Source organism: Methylobacterium sp. FF17 (assembly GCF_025813715.1).
GTDB lineage: Bacteria > Pseudomonadota > Alphaproteobacteria > Rhizobiales > Beijerinckiaceae > Methylobacterium > Methylobacterium flocculans.
In genome coordinates this window covers 3,501,261-3,520,587 of sequence record NZ_CP107532.1, presented here as the reverse complement: position 1 = coordinate 3,520,587, position 19,327 = coordinate 3,501,261, and the positions used below count along the sequence as shown (strand labels likewise).

General features: G+C 68.3%; 19 protein-coding genes and 2 tRNA genes. 8 read left to right on the top strand and 13 right to left on the bottom strand.

Annotated features, from left to right (window positions below; all coding sequences use genetic code 11):
- The first annotated feature begins 171 nt into the window (after positions 1-171).
- Positions 172-1,461, top strand: a complete 1,290-nt coding sequence (gene gltA, locus OF380_RS16615) for a citrate synthase (protein WP_264045854.1) — start codon at positions 172-174, stop codon at positions 1,459-1,461.
- A 67-nt stretch (positions 1,462-1,528) separates the two neighbouring features.
- Here the strand turns inward: gltA and cmk are convergent, their stop codons facing one another.
- Together cmk and aroA are read right to left on the bottom strand one after the other, a co-directional pair.
- Positions 1,529-2,161 carry a (d)CMP kinase gene (gene cmk, locus OF380_RS16610; RefSeq protein WP_264051356.1) on the bottom strand — a complete coding sequence of 211 codons (633 nt, stop codon included), beginning with the start codon at positions 2,159-2,161 and terminating at the stop codon, positions 1,529-1,531.
- A 5-nt stretch (positions 2,162-2,166) separates the two neighbouring features.
- Positions 2,167-3,516 (bottom strand): 3-phosphoshikimate 1-carboxyvinyltransferase, encoded by a 1,350-nt coding sequence (aroA, locus tag OF380_RS16605; RefSeq protein WP_264045852.1) that lies wholly within the window; start codon positions 3,514-3,516, stop codon positions 2,167-2,169.
- Positions 3,517-3,800: 284 nt separating this feature from the next.
- Between aroA and OF380_RS16600 the strand changes: the two genes are divergently transcribed.
- The 5 genes from OF380_RS16600 to OF380_RS16580 all read left to right on the top strand — a co-directional run bounded on the left by OF380_RS16600 (position 3,801) and on the right by OF380_RS16580 (position 5,978).
- The gene (locus tag OF380_RS16600) at positions 3,801-4,157 is read left to right on the top strand and encodes an FYDLN acid domain-containing protein (RefSeq protein ID WP_264051355.1); all 357 of its coding nucleotides are present in this window, start codon (positions 3,801-3,803) and stop codon (positions 4,155-4,157) included.
- Between the two features lie 166 nt (positions 4,158-4,323).
- Positions 4,324-4,399 (top strand) — tRNA-Ala (locus tag OF380_RS16595).
- A gap of 269 nt (positions 4,400-4,668) precedes the next feature.
- Positions 4,669-4,744: transfer RNA gene (locus tag OF380_RS16590), tRNA-Ala, on the top strand.
- 142 nt (positions 4,745-4,886) lie between these two features.
- The gene (locus OF380_RS16585; RefSeq protein WP_264045850.1) at positions 4,887-5,456 is read left to right on the top strand and encodes a hypothetical protein; all 570 of its coding nucleotides are present in this window, start codon (positions 4,887-4,889) and stop codon (positions 5,454-5,456) included.
- Between the two features lie 117 nt (positions 5,457-5,573).
- The gene (locus OF380_RS16580; RefSeq protein WP_264051354.1) at positions 5,574-5,978 is read left to right on the top strand and encodes a DUF2147 domain-containing protein; all 405 of its coding nucleotides are present in this window, start codon (positions 5,574-5,576) and stop codon (positions 5,976-5,978) included.
- A gap of 67 nt (positions 5,979-6,045) precedes the next feature.
- Here the strand turns inward: OF380_RS16580 and alaS are convergent, their stop codons facing one another.
- The gene (alaS, locus tag OF380_RS16575; RefSeq protein WP_264045849.1) at positions 6,046-8,709 is read right to left on the bottom strand and encodes an alanine--tRNA ligase; all 2,664 of its coding nucleotides are present in this window, start codon (positions 8,707-8,709) and stop codon (positions 6,046-6,048) included.
- Positions 8,710-9,070: 361 nt separating this feature from the next.
- On the opposite strand from alaS, the gene OF380_RS16570 reads away from it, so the two are divergent.
- Complete coding sequence (locus OF380_RS16570; protein WP_264045847.1) at positions 9,071-10,360, top strand: PQQ-dependent sugar dehydrogenase; 1,290 nt, start codon at positions 9,071-9,073, stop codon at positions 10,358-10,360.
- Between the two features lie 46 nt (positions 10,361-10,406).
- The gene (locus OF380_RS16565) at positions 10,407-10,724 is read left to right on the top strand and encodes a c-type cytochrome (RefSeq protein ID WP_264045845.1); all 318 of its coding nucleotides are present in this window, start codon (positions 10,407-10,409) and stop codon (positions 10,722-10,724) included.
- A 106-nt stretch (positions 10,725-10,830) separates the two neighbouring features.
- Here OF380_RS16565 and recA read toward each other — a convergent pair whose 3' ends face one another.
- The 10 genes from recA to OF380_RS16515 all read right to left on the bottom strand — a co-directional run bounded on the left by recA (position 10,831) and on the right by OF380_RS16515 (position 19,139).
- The gene (gene recA, locus OF380_RS16560) at positions 10,831-11,922 is read right to left on the bottom strand and encodes a recombinase RecA (RefSeq protein ID WP_264045844.1); all 1,092 of its coding nucleotides are present in this window, start codon (positions 11,920-11,922) and stop codon (positions 10,831-10,833) included.
- Between the two features lie 142 nt (positions 11,923-12,064).
- Positions 12,065-14,749 carry a cell cycle histidine kinase CckA gene (cckA, locus tag OF380_RS16555; protein ID WP_264045842.1) on the bottom strand — a complete coding sequence of 895 codons (2,685 nt, stop codon included), beginning with the start codon at positions 14,747-14,749 and terminating at the stop codon, positions 12,065-12,067.
- Positions 14,750-14,861: 112 nt separating this feature from the next.
- Positions 14,862-15,929, bottom strand: a complete 1,068-nt coding sequence (gene flhB, locus OF380_RS16550) for a flagellar biosynthesis protein FlhB (RefSeq protein ID WP_264045840.1) — start codon at positions 15,927-15,929, stop codon at positions 14,862-14,864.
- Positions 15,930-15,952: 23 nt separating this feature from the next.
- The gene (gene fliR, locus OF380_RS16545; RefSeq protein ID WP_264045838.1) at positions 15,953-16,717 is read right to left on the bottom strand and encodes a flagellar biosynthetic protein FliR; all 765 of its coding nucleotides are present in this window, start codon (positions 16,715-16,717) and stop codon (positions 15,953-15,955) included.
- A 19-nt stretch (positions 16,718-16,736) separates the two neighbouring features.
- Positions 16,737-17,003 (bottom strand): flagellar biosynthesis protein FliQ, encoded by a 267-nt coding sequence (fliQ, locus tag OF380_RS16540; protein WP_264045836.1) that lies wholly within the window; start codon positions 17,001-17,003, stop codon positions 16,737-16,739.
- 91 nt (positions 17,004-17,094) lie between these two features.
- Positions 17,095-17,409 carry a flagellar hook-basal body complex protein FliE gene (gene fliE, locus OF380_RS16535; RefSeq protein WP_264045834.1) on the bottom strand — a complete coding sequence of 105 codons (315 nt, stop codon included), beginning with the start codon at positions 17,407-17,409 and terminating at the stop codon, positions 17,095-17,097.
- Between the two features lie 34 nt (positions 17,410-17,443).
- Complete coding sequence (gene flgC / locus OF380_RS16530) at positions 17,444-17,854, bottom strand: flagellar basal body rod protein FlgC (RefSeq protein WP_264045832.1); 411 nt, start codon at positions 17,852-17,854, stop codon at positions 17,444-17,446.
- Between the two features lie 35 nt (positions 17,855-17,889).
- On the bottom strand, positions 17,890-18,312 hold the full coding sequence (gene flgB, locus OF380_RS16525; RefSeq protein WP_264045830.1) for a flagellar basal body rod protein FlgB: 423 nt from the start codon (positions 18,310-18,312) through the stop codon (positions 17,890-17,892).
- A gap of 120 nt (positions 18,313-18,432) precedes the next feature.
- On the bottom strand, positions 18,433-18,648 hold the full coding sequence (locus OF380_RS16520; RefSeq protein WP_264045828.1) for a molecular chaperone-like protein: 216 nt from the start codon (positions 18,646-18,648) through the stop codon (positions 18,433-18,435).
- On the bottom strand, positions 18,645-19,139 hold the full coding sequence (locus OF380_RS16515; RefSeq protein ID WP_264045826.1) for a nucleoside deaminase: 495 nt from the start codon (positions 19,137-19,139) through the stop codon (positions 18,645-18,647). Before OF380_RS16515 ends, OF380_RS16520 begins: the two co-directional genes overlap by 4 nt.
- Between the last annotated feature and the right edge of the window lie 188 nt (positions 19,140-19,327).

Below are 19,327 nucleotides of genomic sequence, written 5' to 3'. Positions count from 1 at the left end.
CGCTCCGGTGATTGGCGGCCCTTCGGTTGATGAGGGTCCGCCGATCCGCTACCCCGATGCTCGTGTGAGCAAGTGCAGCATGCGCTGTATTTGCGTCCCGGGTCCGGGTGGTCGAGTCCATCGCCACGCGGGCCGGCGCCGCCCCGCTGCCACGAAAGGATCCAGGTCTCCATGAGCGCCTCCAGCACGATCACCGTGGGCGACGACCACGTCGAGCTTCCGATCAAGACCGGCACGATCGGTCCGGACGTCATCGACATCGGCAAGCTCTACGCCAAGACCGGCAAGTTCACCTTCGATCCCGGCTTCACCTCGACCGCCTCCTGCGAGTCGAAGATCACCTACATCGACGGCGATGCGGGTGTTCTCCTCTATCGCGGCTATCCCATCGAGCAGATCGCCGAGCAGGGCGATTTCCTCGAGACCTGCTACCTGATGCTGTTCGGCGAGTTGCCGACCCCGGCCCAGAAGGCCGATTTCGACTACCGGATCACGCGCCACACCATGGTGCATGACCAGATGAACCGCTTCTTCCAGGGCTTCCGCCGCGACGCCCACCCGATGGCGATCATGGTCGCCTGCGTCGGTGCGCTCTCGGCCTTCTATCATGACTCGACCGACATCTCGGACGACCAGCAGCGCATGGTCGCGTCCATGCGCATGATCGCCAAGATGCCGACCCTTGCGGCGATGGCCTACAAGTATCACATTGGCCAGCCTTTCGTGTATCCGAAAAACGACCTCGACTACACTTCGAACTTCCTGCGGATGTGCTTCGCTGTCCCGTGCGAAGAGTTCAAGATCAACCCGATCTTCGCGCGCGCTCTGGATCGGATCTTCATCCTGCACGCCGACCACGAGCAGAACGCCTCGACCTCCACGGTCCGTCTCGCTGGCTCCTCGGGCGCGAACCCCTTCGCGTGTATCGCCGCCGGCATCGCCTGCCTGTGGGGCCCCGCCCATGGCGGCGCGAACGAGGCCGCCCTGAAGATGCTCGAGGAGATCGGGCACCCGGAGAACGTCGCCAAGTACGTGGCCAAGGCCAAGGATAAGAACGACCCGTTCCGCCTGATGGGCTTCGGCCACCGGGTCTACAAGAACTACGATCCGCGCGCCCGGATCATGCAGAAGACCACCCATGAGGTCCTGGGCCAGCTCGGCATCAAGGACGACCCGCTGCTGGAAGTCGCCGTGCAGCTGGAGCAGATCGCCCTCAAGGACGATTATTTCATCGAGAAGAAGCTCTACCCGAACATCGATTTCTACTCGGGCATCACCCTCAAGGCGATGGGCTTCCCGACCTCGATGTTCACGGTGCTGTTCGCGCTGGCCCGCACAACGGGCTGGATCGCCCAGTGGGCCGAGATGATCGAGGATCCGTCGCAGAAGATCGGTCGTCCGCGTCAGCTCTATATCGGTCCCGACAAACGCGAATACGTCGCGATCGATCAGCGCGGCTGATCGGACCGGGGCGCCCGCCGGATGATTTCCGGCGGGGCTCGCGGTGGCCGACCCTGTCCTGCACTCGTCAATGCGGACGGGCGCGGTCCACGACGGCGCGGGCGGCCGCGAAGGCTTCTTCGGCATCAAGGTCGGTCGTATCTAGGATGACGGCGTCGGCCGCTGCCTTCAGGGGCGCGGTCGAGCGCTGCGCGTCGCGGGCGTCTCGGGCGACGATGTCGTCGAGGATGGCGCCCAGCGTCGCCGACTCCCCGCGCCGCAGCAATTCGAGATGCCGGCGCCGGGCCCGCTCCTCGGGCGCCGCGGTGATGAACAGCTTCACCTGCGCGTTGGGGCAGACCACCGTGCCGATGTCGCGCCCGTCCAGCACCGCTCCGCTGGAATCCCCGGCGAAGCGCTGCTGCCAAGCGAGAAGTGCCGAGCGGACGGCCGGCACGGCCGAGATGCGCGAGGCCGCCTCCCCCATGGCGCGCTCGCGCAGGCGGGGATCTGCGAGTCGGTCGGCGATCAGGGTCGCGGCGGCGCGCGCGGCCGCCTGATGGTCGTCGAGGTTGTGGCCCGCGTCGATCACGGTCAGGGCCACGGCCCGGTAGAGCAGGCCGGTGTCCAGGTGGGGCAGGCCGTAATGCGCCGCCAGACGCTTGGCCAGTGTGCCCTTGCCGGAGGCGGCCGGCCCGTCGATTGCGATCACCATCGGCATGGCGCTCAACCCTCGATCCGGCCGCCGAGGGCCTGCATCGTCGGCAGGAAGCTCGGGAAGCTCGTGGCGATCATCGCGCCGTCATCCACCGTGACCGGTTCCGGCGTCGCCAGCCCCATGACGAGGAAGGCCATGGCGATACGGTGGTCGAGATGGGTGGCCACGGTGCCGCCGCCGCGTGCCGGCTCCCCGGTGCCGTGAACGACGAGGTCGTCGCCGTCCACGAGATAGGCGACGCCGTTGGCGCTGAGGCCATCGGCCACCGCCGCCAGGCGATCGGATTCCTTCACCCGCAATTCGTGAAGGCCTCGCATCCGCGTGGTACCCTCGGCGAAGGCCGCAGCGACGGCCAGGACGGGGTATTCGTCGATCATGGACGGCGCCCGCTCCGGCGGCACGTCGACACCCTTCAGGCGGCTCGCTCGCACCCGCAGGTCCGCCACGGTCTCGCCGCCCTCCTCCCGCTCCCGAAGCGCTTCGATGTCGGCGCCCATCTCGACGAGGGTGGTGATCAGCCCGATCCGCAGGGGGTTCATCATCACCCCCTCCAGGACCACCTCCGAGCCCGGGACGATCAGGGCCGCGACGAGGGGAAAGGCCGCTGAGGACGGGTCGGCGGGCACGATGACCTTCGCGCCGCGCAAGGTCGGCTGGCCGGTGAGCGTGATGGTCCGTCCGTGACCATCGGGACCGTGGGGCGCCACGTGCACCTCAGCGCCGAACAGGCGCAGCATCCGCTCGGTGTGGTCGCGGGTCGCGGCGGCCTCGATCACCGTCGTGGTGCCCGGCGCATTGAGCCCCGCCAGGAGCACCGCCGACTTGATCTGGGCCGAGGCGACCGGGGTCTCGTAGGTGATCGGAATCGCCTCGCGGGGACCGCGCAGCGTCAGCGGAACGCGCCCACCCTCCTCCTCGCTCGCCACCTCGGCACCCATGCGGACCAGGGGATCGAGGATCCGGCGCATCGGGCGCTTGCGCAGGGAGGCGTCGCCATCGAAGGTCGCCGTCACTGGCTGGCCGCCGACCACGCCCATCATGAGGCGCGACCCGGTGCCCGCATTGCCGAAATCGAGCACGTCTTCCGGATCCGTGAGGCCACCGAGCCCCACGCCGCGCACGCGCCAGCGTCCGTCCCCGACCCGCTCGACATCGGCGCCGAGGGCCTTGGCCGCGGCGGCGGTCCGGAGCACGTCGTCACCTTCCAGCAGGCCCTGAATGTTGGTCTCGCCGATGCTGAGCAGGCCGAAGATCATCGCCCGGTGCGAGATCGACTTGTCGCCCGGCGGGCGCAGGCTTCCACGTAAGGGAAGGCCGGCATGGGCGGTCAGGGGTTGCGGCTCGGAATCATGGGACACGGGCGATGACTTCATGAAGGGGCGCGGGCGCACAGATGTGCGGAGGCCGCCACGGCAATGATGGGGCCGGTTACCACAGCAGAGCCGCTGCCGTCATCCGACCGTCAGATCCATCCCGCCCGGATCTGCACCCAATCGCAGCCACGCGTGGCTGAACGCCCTCCGCCATCAGCGGAATTTGACAGGAGCGTCCCACACGACTAACGGGGCGCCTCTCCCAAAAGATCGCACGTACTAGAGGTTCGCCCGTGGCCAGACCGGAACTCGGCTTGAAGCGTCAATGCATGAGCTGCGGCGCCAAGTTCTACGACCTCGACAACGACCCGCCGACCTGCCCGAAATGCGGCACGATCTACCAGGTCGCCGCGGCTTCCGGCCGGGCTGCTCCCGCCCTCGCCGCACGCGCGGCCGCCGTGCCGGCGGATGACGACGAAGATACGGACGCCGAGAAGGGCGGTCCGGAGATCGTGTCCCTGGACGAGGTCGAGGCGGCCGAGGACGACGCGGACACCACCACCGAGGACGTGGATGGCGACAGCAACGACGATGCCGACGACACCTTCCTCGAGGAGGAAGACACCGGCGACGACGATGTGGCCGACCTGATCGACAGCGATATCGAGAGCGACGAGGAAGGCTAAGTCGCATCAGCCCCCAAACACCCGCTCGGCAAAAAAGTTTGCCGGCGGACCAGAAAGGGGGTTGAGGCGGCGGGAAAGCCCCAGTACATCACCGCCATCGACGGCGGGCAACGAGCCCGCCGCCGACGACCGCACCGGATGATCCAGAGATCGGTGCTTTGAGAGTGGGGCCTTAGCTCAGCTGGGAGAGCGCTTCCATGGCATGGAAGAGGTCATCGGTTCGATCCCGTTAGGCTCCACCAATCTCGCTTCACCAGGACTCCCGGGTCGCTTCAGAGGCAACCGTTCGACGATCGCTCGTCGTTCGGTTTTTTCGCGTTGGTGCATGAGATCAGCCGAGCCCGCGTCGCGCTCACGGACGAGGATTCTCGTGAAAGCGGGCGTGCCCTGTGAAAAAGGGGCTTGAGGCTGGGGGAAAGCCCCCGTATATCACCGCCATCGCCGGACGGGTTCAGACCTCTCCGCCGCGATCGACCATCCCGGTCATACCAGATGCCGGGATGCGATAAGTGGGGCCTTAGCTCAGCTGGGAGAGCGCTTCCATGGCATGGAAGAGGTCATCGGTTCGATCCCGTTAGGCTCCACCAAATTCCTTCCCGGCTGCCCCGTACATCGTCGTAGACCTTTCCGCCGCCGCTCCGTATTGCAGTGCGCCATGCCGTCGTGCTGACGGCGCGCCGCTTTCATGGTGGCGAGCGGTGCCGATGGTTGGGACGTGGTTCGGTGTTCATGGCGACAGCCCTTCCCGGCGATGCGATCCCGGCCGATGACGCGGCGCGCAGCTTGCGGGAACTCTGCGCTCGCCTCGTTGCCGGACCGAGCGCTACGGCGGTGCTGGAGCACTGGTGCCGCGAGCGCGGCGCCGCATCGTCGCCGGGCCTCGTCGCCCATGCGGTTCCGGGGGCGGAACGGCCCCCCTCCCCGGCGCAGCGCGAACGCCTGGAAATGCCCCGCGACGGCCTGGTGCGCTATCGCCGGGTGCGCCTCAGCTGCGGAAGCCGCGTACTGTCCGAGGCGGAGAACTGGTACGTTCCGGAGCGCCTGACCACCGCGATGAACGCCCTGCTGGACACCAGCGAGGTGCCGTTCGGGCGCGTCGTGCATGCCCTCGCGCCGTCGCGCCGTAATCTCGGCCTGCGCCTGCTTCCGGCGGCCGAGCACCCTGCCAGCGCGGCTCCGCACGCGCCGCTCTTCGCCATCGAGGCACTGCTGCTGCGCCAAGACGGGCTCCCGCTCTGCGAGGTCGCAGAGACCTATATCGGCGCCGTCCTGGCGCGCGATGAAGGGCATCCCGCGTAGGGGGCTGGCAACCTCTCGGGGTGCGGGCTATGCCCCTCGCCCGCGAGTACCCGAACAGGCAAGGACCCCAGCATGGCAGGCATCGGAACGGTGAGGCGAGGCTTCGGCCGCACAGGAATGATCGGTCTCGTCGTCGGAGGCGCCATTCTCTCCGGGATCGGCACCGCATCCGCGCAGAAGGCGTCCGACGCCAGCGGCCTCTGGCTGACGGAGACCGGCGGCTCGAAGGTGCGCATCAGCCGATGCGGCAATGGCTATTGCGGCGTCCTCGCGAGTGTCTCCGGGCCCGGTCTCGACGCGAAGAATCCTGACCCGTCCCTGCGCACGCGCAGCCTCGTGGGCGTTGAGATCATGAACGCGCGCAACGCCAGCGGCGACAGCTTCGAGGGCTCGCTCTACAATCCGAACGACGGCAAGACCTACTCGGGCAGCCTCACCATCAAGGGTCCGAACCTGGTCGAGGTATCAGGCTGCGTGATGAGCGTGTTCTGCAAGAGTCAGACCTGGAAGCGCGCGAACTGACGGACTGAGCCCCACGGCCGAAGCCCTCGCGCCGCGATGCGCGAAAGGCCTCTGCCGTGGTTCGGCTTCAGGCCGCCAGGGCTGCTCGAATCGCCTCGATGGCGGCCTGGGCGCCTGCGCCCTCCGGGCCGCCGGCCTGGGCCATGTCGCGGCGTCCGCCGCCACCCTTGCCTCCGAGATGTCCAGCGCCGGCGCGGACCAGGGCCACCGCATCGTAGCGCTCCGTCAGATCCGGGGTCACGCCGACCACGAGCCCGGCCTTGCCGTCGGGGGCGACGCCCACGATGGCGACGATGCCGGAGCCGAGGCGGGTCTTGCCCTCGTCGGCCAAGCTCTTGAGGTCGCGCATCTCGACGCCCTCGACCACCCGAGCCATCACCTTCACGCCGCCGATCTCGGCGATGCCGTCATCCGTGCCCGAGCCGGCGCCGCCCATGGCGATCTTCTTGCGCGCCTCGGTCAGCTCGCGCTCCAGGCGGCGGCGGTCCTCGATCAGGGCCGCGAGGCGGTCCGGAACGTCCGTCGCTGAGGCCTTCAGGAGGCCGGCGATCTGCGTCAGCGTGCGGCTCTCCTCGGCGCGGTGGCGCCGGGCCGCTTCCGCCGTCAGGGCCTCGATGCGACGCACGCCGGCGCCGACCGCGCTCTCGCCGATCACCGAGACTTGACCGATCTCGCCGGTGCGGCGCGCATGGGTGCCGCCGCAGAGCTCCACCGAGAACGCCTTGGTACGCCCGGCCTCACCCGTGACGGGCGCGCCCATGGACACCACCCGAACCTCGTCGCCGTACTTCTCGCCGAACAGGGCGCGGGCGCCGGATTCGATGGCCTCCTCCTGCGCCATCAGCTTCGTCACCACGGGGGTGTTCTGCAGGAGTACCGCGTTGGCGATGTCCTCCACGGCCCGGATCTCGGCCTCGTCCATGGGCTTCGGGTGGCTGAAATCGAAGCGCAGCCGGTCGGCGGAGACGAGCGAGCCCTTCTGGGCCACGTGGTCGCCGAGGACCTGGCGCAGGGCCTCGTGCAGCAGGTGGGTCGCCGAGTGATTCGCGCGGATGGCTGAGCGACGGCCGTTGTCGACCGCGAGTTCCACGGCTTGGTTGAGAGACAAGGTGCCCTGATCGACCGTGACGTGGTGGACGAACAGGTCGCCGAGCTTCTTCTCGGTGGCCGTCACCCGCGCCGTCAGGCCGCCGGCGGACAGGGTGCCGGTATCACCGACCTGACCGCCGGACTCGGCATAGAACGGCGTCTGGTTGACAAGGACGAGACCGGTTTCGCCGGCCTTCAGGCTCTCGGTCTCGGCGCCGTCGCGCAGGAGCGCGGTGACGATGCCCTCCGCGCTCTCGGTTTCGTAGCCGAGGAACTCGGTGGCGCCGACGCGCTCCTTCAGGCCGTACCAGACGGTTTCGGTGGCGGCCTCGCCGGAGCCGGTCCAGGCGGCCCGGGCCGCCTTGCGCTGGCGCTCCATCGCCTGGCCGAAGGCATCCGTGTCGACGCCGATGCCGCGCGCTTTCAGGGCGTCCTGCGTCAGGTCCAGGGGGAAACCGTAGGTGTCGTAGAGGGTGAAGGCGGTCTCGCCCGAGAGGTTCTGGCCGGACGTGAGGTCGCGGGTCTCGGCATCCAGGATCGCGAGGCCGCGCTCCAGGGTGCGGCGAAACCGGGTCTCCTCCAGGCGCAGGGTCTCGGCGATGAGGCCCTCGGCCCGGGTCAGTTCCGGGTAGGCCTGTCCCATCTCGCGCAGCAGGGTCGGCACGAGGCGGAACATCATGGGCTCGCGCGAGCCCAGAAGCTCGGCGTGGCGCATGGCGCGGCGCATGATGCGGCGCAGGACGTAGCCCCGGCCCTCATTGCCGGGCAGCACGCCGTCCGCCACCAGGAAGGAGGCGGCCCGCAGGTGGTCGGCGATGACCCGGTAGGAGGCGACGTTGCCCGCCTCGGGCGGACGGCCGACCGCGTGGCTCACGGCGTCGATGAGGGCGCGGAACAGGTCCGTGTCGTAGTTGCTCTTCACGCCCTGGAGGATCGCCGCCATGCGCTCCAGGCCCATCCCGGTATCGATGGACGGGCGCGGCAGGGCGAGGCGGTTGCCCGGCTCGATCTGCTCGTACTGCATGAAGACGAGGTTCCAGAACTCGAGGAAGCGGTCGCCGTCCTCGTCCGGCGAACCGGGCGGTCCGCCCTGGAGCGTCGGGCCCTGGTCGATGAAGATCTCCGAGCAGGGGCCGCAGGGCCCGGTATCGCCCATTTGCCAGAAATTGTCGGAGGTGCCGATGCGGATGATGCGATCGTCGGAGAAGCCCGCGATCTTGCGCCAGAGTTCGGCGGCCTCGTCGTCGTCGGCATAGACCGTCACCAGCAGCCGGTCCTTCGACAGACCGAACTCCTTGGTGATCAGGTTCCAGGCCAGCTCGATCGCCCGCGGCTTGAAGTAGTCGCCGAAGGAGAAGTTGCCGAGCATCTCGAAGAAGGTGTGGTGGCGCGCGGTGTAGCCCACATTGTCGAGGTCGTTGTGCTTGCCCCCCGCCCGGACGCATTTCTGCGCCGTCGTGGCACGATCGTAGGGACGCTTCTCGACGCCGGTGAAGACGTTCTTGAACTGCACCATGCCGGCATTGGTGAACATCAGCGTGGGGTCGTTGCGCGGCACCAGCGAGGAGGACGGCAACACTTCGTGGCCTTCCTTGGCGAAGTAGTCGAGGAAGGTCGACCGGATCTCGTTGACGCCGCTCATCGCATCACAACTCTGTCGTAGGGGGCCGCCGGAGCGCGAGGCACGGACATCGTCCGTCGCATCCGCGCGCCGCACGGCGGAGGCCGCGATCCGAGACGGTCATGAGATGACGGTCCTGGGATCAAGGGCTTCACCGCGCTGGGGCACTCATAAGGAGCGTTCCGGCGCAAGTCACGGTCGGTTTCGACTTTGCGCACCGCCGGTCCGGGAGCACGCCGCGTGAAACACGTCCGCATGGCCGATCCGGCCTTCGAAGCCGGACCGGTACCGCGCCTCCGGAACCCCTTGCCGGCGTCGCCGGGAGGATCATATCGTCGGGGCTCAACCGCCCCGGCACGCGGGCGGATCCAGGGAGACACCCATGCGATCGGTCCTCACCGCGACGCTGCTGGCCGGCTGCGCCGCGCTGGCGCTCTCTACGGCCGCCCTCGCGCAGGGCGCGTCCCCCGCCGACACGAAGGCGAAGGCGGATGCCCTGGAGAAGCTGACGGGCATGCAGAGCACCGGCACCGCCGAGGCCCCAGAGATCCCGCAGACCGGCCGGCGCGCGGATGCACTCCGCAAGACGCTCGGCAAGATCAAGCTGCCCGAGGGCTTCAAGATCGACCTCTATGCGGTGGTGCCGGACGCCCGTTCCATCGCGGTCGGTCCCAACGCCGGTGTCCTGTTCGTGGGAACGCGCAAGAGCAAGGTCTACACCGTCACCGACCGCGACAAGGACCGCGTCGCCGACGAGGTCCGGGCCTTCGCGCCCGGCATCGCCTTCAAGATCCCCAACGGGGTCTGTTTCTCGAAGGACGGGGTGCTCACGATCGTCGAGCAGAATCGCGTCCTGTCCTTCCCGGCCGCCGAGTTCTTCTACGAGAGCCCGGATGTGGCGGCCGGCATCCTGGTCAAGCAGGGCGACCTCATCCCGGCGGCCGAGGAGAGCTACAATCACACCGCCCGGATGTGTCGGGTCGGGCCGGACGGCAAGACATACATTTCGCTGGGCCAGCCCTACAACGTGCCACCCGCGACGAAGCGCGAGCTCTATGCCCAGACCGGCATCGGCGGGATCATCCGCATGGATGCGGACGGCAAGAACCGGGAGGTCTACGCCACCGGCATCCGCAATTCGGTCGGCATGGACTTCAACCCCGCCGACAAGGCCCTGTGGTTCACCGACAACCAGGTGGACGGGATGGGCGACGACACGCCCCCCGGAGAATTGAACCGCATCGCCAAGGGCGGCGAGAATTTCGGTTTCCCCTGGTTCGGCGGCGGACAGGTCCGGACGGTGGAGTACAAGGACGAGACGCCGCCGAAGGATGCCGTCTTCCCGCAGGCCGAACTGCCGCCCCACGCGGCCGATCTCGGCATGGTCTTCTATACCGGCCGCATGTTCCCAGAATCATATCGCGGCGGCATCTTCACCGCTGAGCATGGCTCCTGGAACCGCACCCAGCCGATCGGCGCCCGGATCGTGTACGTGCCCGTCGACAAGGACGGTAAAGCCGGCGCGCCGAAGCCCTTCGCCGAGGGCTGGCTGACGGCCGACGGGGAATATCTCGGTCGCCCGGCCGACGTGGCGGTACTGCTCGATGGATCCCTGCTGGTCGCCGACGACACCGCCGGCGCGATCTACCGGATCTCCTATGAGGGCAAATGAGGTGCGGGCAGTTGAGGACCGGTGGATGCGAGGGAGAGTGCGGGCGGTGATCCGCCTCGTCCCGCTCCTGGCCGTCCTTCTGCTGTCGGGAGCGGCGCAGGCGGGAGACGCGAAGGCCGGGCGCAAGGCGGCGATCGCCTGCCAGACCTGCCATGGCCTCGACGGGCTCTCCAAGCTGCCGGAGGCTCCCAACCTCGCGGGTCAGGTCGAACCCTACCTCGTCAAGGCACTCACCGAATACCGGGACGGCACGCGCCGGAACGAGATTATGAACGTGGTCGCGAAATCCCTCAGCGACGCCGAGATTGCGGACCTCGCCGCTTATTACGCCGCGATCCAGATCGACGTGCTCCCTCCCGGGTAGCCCAACGGGTCGAGAAACGGAGAAAAGCCGCCGGGCATCCACCCGGCGGCCTTTCTCTCGTGGGTCGATCGGTTGCTCCGCCGGATGGTGGCGGAGCGCTACCGCCTCAGGCCTCGCCTTCGTCCAACTCGTCCTCGGTGGGCTTGGCGTTTTCGAGGATCTTCTCGGCGACGAGCCCGGAATTCTGACGGATCGATGCCTCGATCTTGCCGGCGATCTCCGGGTTGTCGCGCAGGAACCCCTTCGAGTTCTCGCGGCCCTGCCCCAGGCGCTGGCTCGCATAGGAGAACCAGGCACCCGACTTCTCGACGATCCCGGCCTTCACGCCGAGGTCGATCAGCTCGCCGACCTTCGAGACGCCTTCGCCGAACATGATGTCGAACTCGACCTGCTTGAAGGGCGGCGCGACCTTGTTCTTCACGACCTTGACGCGGACCTGGTTGCCGATGGCCTCGTCGCGATCCTTCAGGGTAGAGACGCGACGGATGTCGAGGCGCACGGACGCGTAGAACTTCAGGGCGTTGCCGCCCGTCGTGGTCTCCGGAGACCCATACATCACGCCGATCTTCATGCGGATCTGGTTGATGAAGATGACCATGCACTTCGAGCGCGAGATCGAGCCCGTGAGCTTGCGCAGGGCCTGGCTCATCAGGCGTGCCTGCAGGCCGGGCTGGCTGTCGCCCATCTCACCCTCGATCTCGGCGCGCGGCGTCAGGGCCGCCACCGAATCCACCACCAGCACGTCGATGGCGCCCGAGCGCACCAGCGTGTCGGTGATCTCCAGGGCCTGCTCACCGGTGTCGGGCTGGGAAATCAGGAGATCGTCGAGCTGCACGCCGAGCTTACGCGCATAGACCGGGTCGAGGGCGTGCTCGGCATCCACGAAGGCGCAGACGCCGCCCTTCTTCTGAGCTTCCGCGATGGTGTGCAGGGCGAGCGTGGTCTTGCCCGAGGATTCCGGGCCGTAGATCTCGATGACGCGGCCGCGCGGCAGGCCGCCGACGCCGAGCGCGATGTCGAGACCGAGGGAGCCGGTGGAGACGACCTCGACTTCAGCGACCTTGTCGTTCTTGCCGAGCCGCATGATCGAGCCTTTGCCGAAGGCACGCTCGATCTGTGACAGTGCGGCGTCGATCGCCTTGGCCTTGTCCTTGTCCACCATCGGGGATTCCACAACTTTCAGCGCGGGCTGGGCCATTCGTCGGCATCCTTATGCATGGGGGAAGAGCAAGGCTCAATGCGCCTCGGATGCCGATTATGTACCTGTTTTGTTCTCGTGCGGCAAGAGCGGCGACGGAGATTCCCGGGATACGCCCGAAGAATCCCCATCCGCCCGCGCCCTATCGCGCGATCGTCTCCTTCACCGTCTCGACAAGCTGTTTCAAGCTAAAGGGCTTGGGCAGGAAGTTGAAATCCTCGCCGTCGGGCAGGTTCTTGCGGAAGGCGTCCTCCGCGTAGCCGGACACGAAGATCACCTTCAGGTTCGGGGAATCCTTGCGCAGTTCGCGCAGCAGGGTCGGCCCATCCATCTCCGGCATCACCACGTCGGACACAACGAGGTCGATGGTCTCGGAGGTCTCCGCAATGATGCGCAGGGCGTCGATTCCCGAGGCGGCCTCGAGCACCGTATAGCCGCGCGCCGAGAGGGCGCGGCTGTTGACGGCGCGGACAGGGTCCTCGTCCTCCACCAGCAGGATGACCCCCTGGCCGGTGTGATCCGGCGCCGGCTTGCGTGGCGCCGGCTTGTCGGCGTCGGTCTTCGCCCGGTCGCCGCCGCCCTTAAGGCGGCTCGCCGCGATGGCGGCGGAGTTCTGCGATGAGGGGGACGGAAGCGCGATCTCGGGCTCGGGCGCCGGTTCGGCGCTGGGCTCGTGACGCGGGAAGTAGATCCGGAAGGCGGTGCCCTCGCCCACCGTCGAGCGCACGTCGATGGTGCCGCCGCTCTGCTTGACGATGCCGAACACGGTGGAGAGGCCGAGCCCCGTGCCCTTGCCGATCTCCTTGGTGGTGAAGAACGGCTCGAAGATCTTCTCCATCACGTCCGGTGGGATGCCCTGGCCGGTGTCGAGCACCTCGATCAGGACGTGGTCGCCGGCCGGCATGCCGAGGCGGTTCTCGCTCGGCACCGCCTCGTGCGTGACGTTGGCGGTGCGGATGAGGAGCCGGCCACCCTCCGGCATGGCGTCGCGGGCATTGACCGCGAGGTTCACGATGACCTGCTCGAACTGGTTCACGTCGGCCTTGATCGGCCAGATGTCCCGGCCGTGCTTCAGGTCGAGGTCGACGCGCTCGCCGAGCAGGCGCTTGAGCAGCAGGGTCAGGTCGGAGAGGGCCTCGCCGACATTCATCACCTCCGGGCGCAGGGTCTGGCGCCGCGAGAAGGCCAGCAGCTGACGCACCAGGCTCGCGGCCCGGTTGGCGTTCTGCTTGATCTGCATGATGTCCTGGAAGGCCGGGTCGGTCGGCCGATGGCTCGCCAGCAGCAGGTCCGAATAGCCGATGATCGCCTGCAGGACGTTGTTGAAGTCGTGCGCGATGCCGCCGGCGAGTTGGCCTACCGTGTCCATCTTCTGGGCCTGCGCCACCTGCTGCTCCAGCTGGCGCTGGGCGGTGGTGTCGAGGGCATAGAGGATGACGCGCTCGCGGTCGTTCTGATCGCCCTCCTCCCCGTCGCGGGGGGCGCGGGCGGCCTCGCCGCCGGCCGGGCTGAGCCAGACGCGGGCCGAACGGTTGCCGGGGCCGGCGAGCATGATCTCGATGGGCGCCACCTCGACGAAGCCGGCGGCGGCCTTGGACAGGGCGGTTTCGAGGACGGCGCGGTCCCGCTCGGCGATCGCATCCCACATGGTGGGCTCGCTCTGCAGATCGTTCTGGCCCCCGGGCAGCGCCTGCCGGGGCAGGCCCCCGAACAGGCGGGCGAAGGACGCATTGGCGCGGGCGATGTGCCCGGCCTGGTCGAGGGTCGCGATGGCGATGGGGCTGTTATTCAGGAAGCGTGCGAGACGCACCTCCGCGACCCGCTGCGGCTCGTCGGTCTCCGCCCCGGCGGAGCGGTTGAGCACGAAGGTGCGCGACGGCCCGGGCCGTCCGTCCTGACCGAAGGCGACGCGATGGTAGAGCCGCGTCGGCAGCGGGTGGCCGTTGCGGCGGCGCAGGTCGAGGTCGAAGCGATCCGTGCGGACTTCGCCCGGCAGGCCTTCCGAGGCGGTGAGCATGTCAGCGCCGGGGGCGATGTCGGCGAGCCGGAGGCCGCCGGAGCCCACCGTCGCGAGGTCGTAGCCGAGCCAGGCCGCCAGCGTGGCGTTCATGTAGACGATCGAGCCGGCGGGATCGATGGACAGGAAGCCTGCGGGCGCGTGATCGAGGTAGTCGATGGCGTGCTGGAGTTCCTGGAAGACGTTCTCCTGGCGCTCGCGCTCGTGGGTGATGTCGCTCACCGTCCACAGGGTGGCGGGGCGCCTTGGCCGCTCGGTCGGCCGCACGGCGATGCGGAACCAGGCGAAGGCCCGCTCGCCCCCGCCCGCCGGCGGCGGCGCCATCCGGATCTCCTCCGTGTGCCCCAAGCCGTCGCGGGCTGCCTGGGCCAGCCGGTAGACCGCTTCGGAGACCTCGGGCGAGCCGACGAAGACCCGCTCCACCGGGCGCAGGCTGGCGAAGGTCTCGCCGCCCGCGATGCGCAGGTAGGATTCGTTGGCGTAGATGAGGCGTCCGCCCTCCTCGACCACGATCGCCCCGTCCGGCGAGGCGTCCACGATGGCCTTCGTGATGTCGTCGCGCGTGGTCTGCCCTCCGAACTGGATGGCGCCGATGGCGAGCGCGAAGAGACAGAACACCCCCGCCATGGCGAGAAGCGCCAGCAGGCCCAGGATGAGCGGCTGCGCCTGCTCGTTGGCGACGAAGGTCAGGCCGACCGCCGCGCCGACCAGCAGGCCCGCCAGAACGAGGAGAAGACCCACGCGCCCCGGGCGTTCGGATCGATCGATCGCGTTCGACGCGGGTTTTCCCGGTCCGCTGAACTCAACCATCCGCCGTCGATCCACTCCAGAAGCCATTCGGGTTAGCCCCCCGTTCGGGCCGGCGGCAAGCCCAAACCGGCGTAACCCGCCGAGATATCAGGCCGCTGCGATCTTTGTGCCCTCACGCGGCCCGCCGCCGGAGGCGCATGACGTAGCCGATGACCTCGGCCACCGCGCGGTAATGCTCCGCCGGGATTTCGGCGTCGATCTCCACCGTTGCGTGCAGGGCGCGGGCCAGCGGCGGGTTCTCGAGGATCGGCACGTCGTGCTCCTTGGCCACCGCGCGGATCTTCAGGGCGAGGCTGTCGACGCCCTTGGCGACGCAGATGGGCGCGGCCATGCCGGCTTCGTAGCGCAGGGCGACCGCGTAGTGGGTCGGGTTGGTGACGATGACGGTTGCATCGGGCACCGCGGCCATCATGCGCTTCTTCACGCGCTGGGCGCGGAGCTGCTTCATGCGGCCCTTCACTTCGGGGCTGCCCTCGCTCTCCTTGTGCTCCTGCTTCATCTCCTCCTTGGACATGCGCAAACGGCTGCGCCAGCGGTGACGCTGGTAAAGCGCGTCCCCGAGCGCGATCGCCACGAAGATGCAGAGCATGCCGGCCATCAGCTTCAGCGTGAGGCCGAGGATCGCCGCCAGGGTGGCGGCGGGGTCGAGGCGGGCGAACACCTCCATCCGGTCGCGCTCGCCCCACAGGATGGTACCGCCCACCACCCCCACCATGCCGAGCTTCGCCAGACCTTTGAGGAACTGGACCAGGGCCTCCATGCCGAAGATGCGCTTGACGCCGGCCATGGGCGAGACCCGGTCCCATTTCGGGCCGATCGCATCGGTGCTGAACACCAGCGGATGCTGTGAGAGCCCGGCCGCGAGCCCGGCCACCACCACGAGGCCCACCGGGACCATCAGCGCCTGGGCGCAGATGATCAGCATGCGGATGCCCATCTCGGTATAGGCCGAGGGGTCGGAGGGGACCTGGTGCGCGTTCATCAGGAAACCGCGCAGGCTCGCCACGAGGCCGCTGGCGATGCTGCCCGACGCGAGCAGCAGCGCCATGGTGAAGGCGGCTAGGATGAAGAAGGTGTTGATTTCCGGGCTGTTCGGGACGTTGCCCTGCTCGATCGCCTTCTCGATCCGCCGTGGGGTCGGGTCTTCGGTCTTGTCCTCCGGATCAGCCTCGTCCGACACGGCTCAGGCTCCCGACACGGGGTTCAGCGCCCGGTGAGATCCGCGAGGTAGCGCCCGAGATCGTCCAGGAAGACGCCCATCATGATGCCGAGGCTGCCGAGCAGTAGCAGCATGCCGATGAGGACCGAAGCCGGCACGGCCACGAAGAACACCTGCATCTGCGGCATCAGCCGCGCGAGCACGCCGAGGCCGACGTTGAACAGGATGCCGAAGGCGATGAAGGGGGCCGAGATCTGCACGCCGAGGGCGAAGCCCCGCGCGATCGCCTTCAGAGCGAGGCCCGCCGCCTCTCCCATGCCCGGAACCCCGTCCGGCGGCAGCAGGACGTAGCTGCGTCCGATCGCGTCGAGGGCGACGTGATGCAGGTCGGTCGCCACCACGAGGGTGACGCCGAGGAGCGTCAGGAAGTTGCCGAGCGCCGTCTGCTGTCCGCCCTGCGTCGGATCCACCGTCATGGCGTAGGACAGGCCGAGCTGCTGCGATACGATCATGCCCGCGGTCTGCAGGGCGGCCAGCACCATGCGGACCGTCAAGCCCAGCATCAGCCCCACCAGCAATTCGCCGATCAGCAGGGCGATCAGTCCCGGCCCGGCGATGGCGCCGCCCTGCATCGGCAGCAGCGGGCGCACCATGGGGAACAGGATGAGCGAGAGCAGCAGCGCGAAGGCGAGGCGCAGTCGCGGGGAGACCAACTGCTCGCCCACCCCCGGCATCAGCATCACCAAGGTGCCGATCCGCGCGAAGGTGAGGAGGAAGGCCGCCGCGATGCCCGGCAGGAGGAGGTTCATGGCCTCTCATAGCAGGCTTTCAGCCCCCGGAGACGATGCGCGCGGCGATGCGGGTCATGTAGCTGCCCAGGGCGTCGCCCATGAACGGGAGCATCAGCAGCAGCGTCGCGAAGACCGCGACGATCTTGGGCACGTAGATCAGGGTCTGTTCCTGGATCTGCGTCAGGGCCTGGACCAGGGAGACGACGAGGCCGACCACCAGCGCCACGATCATGATCGGTCCGGCGACCTTGAGGAAGACGAAGATGCCGTCGCGAGCGACGTCGATGATGGCGAGACCGGTCATGGTGAAATGTCATCTCGCAGGGTGAAGATACAGGGTCGGCGGGTGCGGCGGCGCTGGTGCCGTTCCCGATGGCGTTGCGGCGAAACGCGCCTTAGATCTGCATCCGCATGATTTCCTCGTAGGCCGAGATCACCCGGTCGCGCACGGCCACCAGGGTCTGCAGCGCCGTCTCGCTCTCGGCCACCGCCGTGACGACGTCCACCACGTTGGCCTTGCCGCCCGCCACCGCCAGAGCCTGGCTATCCGCCCGGCGCCCGGCCTCGCCGACGGTTTCGAGGGTGGAGGACAGGAGCGCGCTGAAGTTCGTCCCCGTGGCGCCGGTCGCCGGCGCGATCTTGGGCGCACCCTTGGCGCCGATGTTCTGGATCGCCGCGTAGGCGCCGGCGGCGAAGGCGTTGGTGGTCATGCGGGCGGGCTTTCAGGTGCGGACGGGTGCGGGATCAGGCCTTGAGGATCTCGAGGGTCTTGGCGACCATCCGGCGGGTCGCCGTGACCATGTTGAGGTTGGCCTCGTAGGAGCGCTGGGCCTCGCGCATGTCCATGTTCTCGATCAGCCCGTTGACGTTGGGCATCGCGACCTCGCCCCGCGCATTCGCGGTGGGATTGCCGGGATCGTACTTCGTTCGGAACGGCGTCGTGTCGCGGCGGACGCGACCCGTTTCGATCAGAGCGGCGCCGGTCTCGCGGTCGACCTGCTGCCGGAAGGTCGGGATCTTGCGCCGATAGGGTTCGGCCCCCGGCGTCGCGGGCGCGGAATCCGCATTGGCGATGTTCTCGGCGATGATCCGCATACGACTCGACTGGGCCTTGAGGCCCGAGGCGGCGGTAGTGAGCGATTTCAGGAAGTCCATGGTGCAGGCTCCATTGGGTCAATCGGCATCTGCACTCAGCGCTTTCCGATGGCGATCTTCAGGGTCTCGAGGCTCTTCTGATAGAGCGACGCGGCCATCTGGTAATCTGCCTGGTTGTCGCCGGCCTTCATCATCTCTTCCTCGAGATTGACGCCGTTGCCGCTCGGCCGGATCTCGAACCCCTTCACCCGGCGCGGGTCGGCACCGGGCCCCTCGCCCGCACCGACCGGCCCGATATGGAAGGCGTTGGTGACGGCGAGTCCGCCCCCCGTCGTCGCACCCGAGGGCTGCGCGAGGCCGCTGCCGGGCCTTCCGAGATCGGGGCTCGCGAGGTCGCGCGGCTTGAAGCCGGGCAGGTCGGCGTTGGCGACATTCTCCGCCAGCAGCTTCTGACGGGTCTGGTGCCACTGCATGCGCGTGCGCAGCATGCCGAGAATGGGGAGGTCGGTGATGGACACGGTGCAGGACCCTCCCCTCGACCCGGAAGAATCTGCCCGGTGGGACCGGCAAAATCTGCCGGCCTCATGGTTAACACCGCGTTAAAGTCGGACGCCGGTGCGACGTTTCACCTGAGAGCGTCAGGGGGCTCGCTGGGTCGACGGCTGAGCCTGTGGGCATTCGGCCGGGGGAGGGCCATTCTGGTTGAGCGGGGCGCAGGCCGCGGGGGCGCCGCCGGACCGCACATCCTCGCTTGGGTGCCGCAGGCCCCCTTGGCTCCACAACAGGGCGACGGTGGCCGCCACGATGAGGAACAGGACGATGGCGATGACGGGTACGGCGCGCGGGATGGTCATGGCGTCGACTCCGCGTCGGAATTCGCCTGACGCTCCTGCCAGACCGCATAGGGGTGGTCCGTTACCGTGATGGGGCGGTGCTCGACCCGCATCGGCTGAGCGGCCAGCGGCTGGCACAGTTCCGCGTAGATGCCCGCGCCGAGGAGCCCGTAGCGCTCCCCCTCCTCCGCGCTGTAGGCGAAGTAGGCCTCGCGAATGCCGGCCAGGCGCATGGCCGCGTGGCACATCGGGCAGGGCCGCCCGCTCGCGTAGACGATGCAGCCCGCGAGCTTCGGGCTGCCCAGACTGCGACTGACCGCGCGGAGCGCCACCATCTCGGCATGGTCGGTCGGATCGTGGGTGATCGCGATGGTGTTGACGGACCGGGCCAGGACCGTCCCGTCACGCACGATGACGGCGCCGTAGGGTTTGCCGCCGGTCCGGGCATTCTCGCTGGCGAGGGCCACGGCGTCGCGCAGGTAACCGTCGTGTCGTTCGTCCAGAGGGGGCACGCGTTGGGTCTCCGCTCACGATGGTCAGCCAACGCGCCCGGACCCCGTGCGGGTTCCGTTCCGGAACGGTCCGCCCGTCCGGATTTCGGGGTCCGCTCGGTGCTGCGACCTGCTGGAAACCACCTGTTAACGAAATCTTAACGTTATTGCCCCGGCTCGCCCGGGACATGATACTGCGAACTCAAGTG

Excerpts from the sequence above, each read along its gene's own strand:
- recA (WP_264045844.1), bottom strand. The coding sequence starts at position 11,922 with ATGGCCCAGCCCGCGCTGAAAGTTGTGGAATCCCCGATGGTGGACAAG.
- OF380_RS16580 (WP_264051354.1), top strand. The coding sequence starts at position 5,574 with ATGATCGGTCTCGTCGTCGGAGGCGCCATTCTCTCCGGGATCGGCACC.
- fliE (WP_264045834.1), bottom strand. The coding sequence starts at position 17,409 with ATGACCACCAACGCCTTCGCCGCCGGCGCCTACGCGGCGATCCAGAAC.
- alaS (WP_264045849.1), bottom strand. The coding sequence starts at position 8,709 with ATGAGCGGCGTCAACGAGATCCGGTCGACCTTCCTCGACTACTTCGCC.
- gltA (WP_264045854.1), top strand. The coding sequence starts at position 172 with ATGAGCGCCTCCAGCACGATCACCGTGGGCGACGACCACGTCGAGCTT.
- OF380_RS16570 (WP_264045847.1), top strand. The coding sequence starts at position 9,071 with ATGCGATCGGTCCTCACCGCGACGCTGCTGGCCGGCTGCGCCGCGCTG.
- OF380_RS16520 (WP_264045828.1), bottom strand. The coding sequence starts at position 18,648 with ATGACCATCCCGCGCGCCGTACCCGTCATCGCCATCGTCCTGTTCCTC.
- OF380_RS16585 (WP_264045850.1), top strand. The coding sequence starts at position 4,887 with ATGGCGACAGCCCTTCCCGGCGATGCGATCCCGGCCGATGACGCGGCG.
- cmk (WP_264051356.1), bottom strand. The coding sequence starts at position 2,161 with ATGCCGATGGTGATCGCAATCGACGGGCCGGCCGCCTCCGGCAAGGGC.
- fliQ (WP_264045836.1), bottom strand. The coding sequence starts at position 17,003 with ATGACCGGTCTCGCCATCATCGACGTCGCTCGCGACGGCATCTTCGTC.
- fliR (WP_264045838.1), bottom strand. The coding sequence starts at position 16,717 with ATGAACCTCCTCCTGCCGGGCATCGCGGCGGCCTTCCTCCTCACCTTC.
- OF380_RS16600 (WP_264051355.1), top strand. The coding sequence starts at position 3,801 with ATGAGCTGCGGCGCCAAGTTCTACGACCTCGACAACGACCCGCCGACC.
- flgC (WP_264045832.1), bottom strand. The coding sequence starts at position 17,854 with ATGGACTTCCTGAAATCGCTCACTACCGCCGCCTCGGGCCTCAAGGCC.
- cckA (WP_264045842.1), bottom strand. The coding sequence starts at position 14,749 with ATGGTTGAGTTCAGCGGACCGGGAAAACCCGCGTCGAACGCGATCGAT.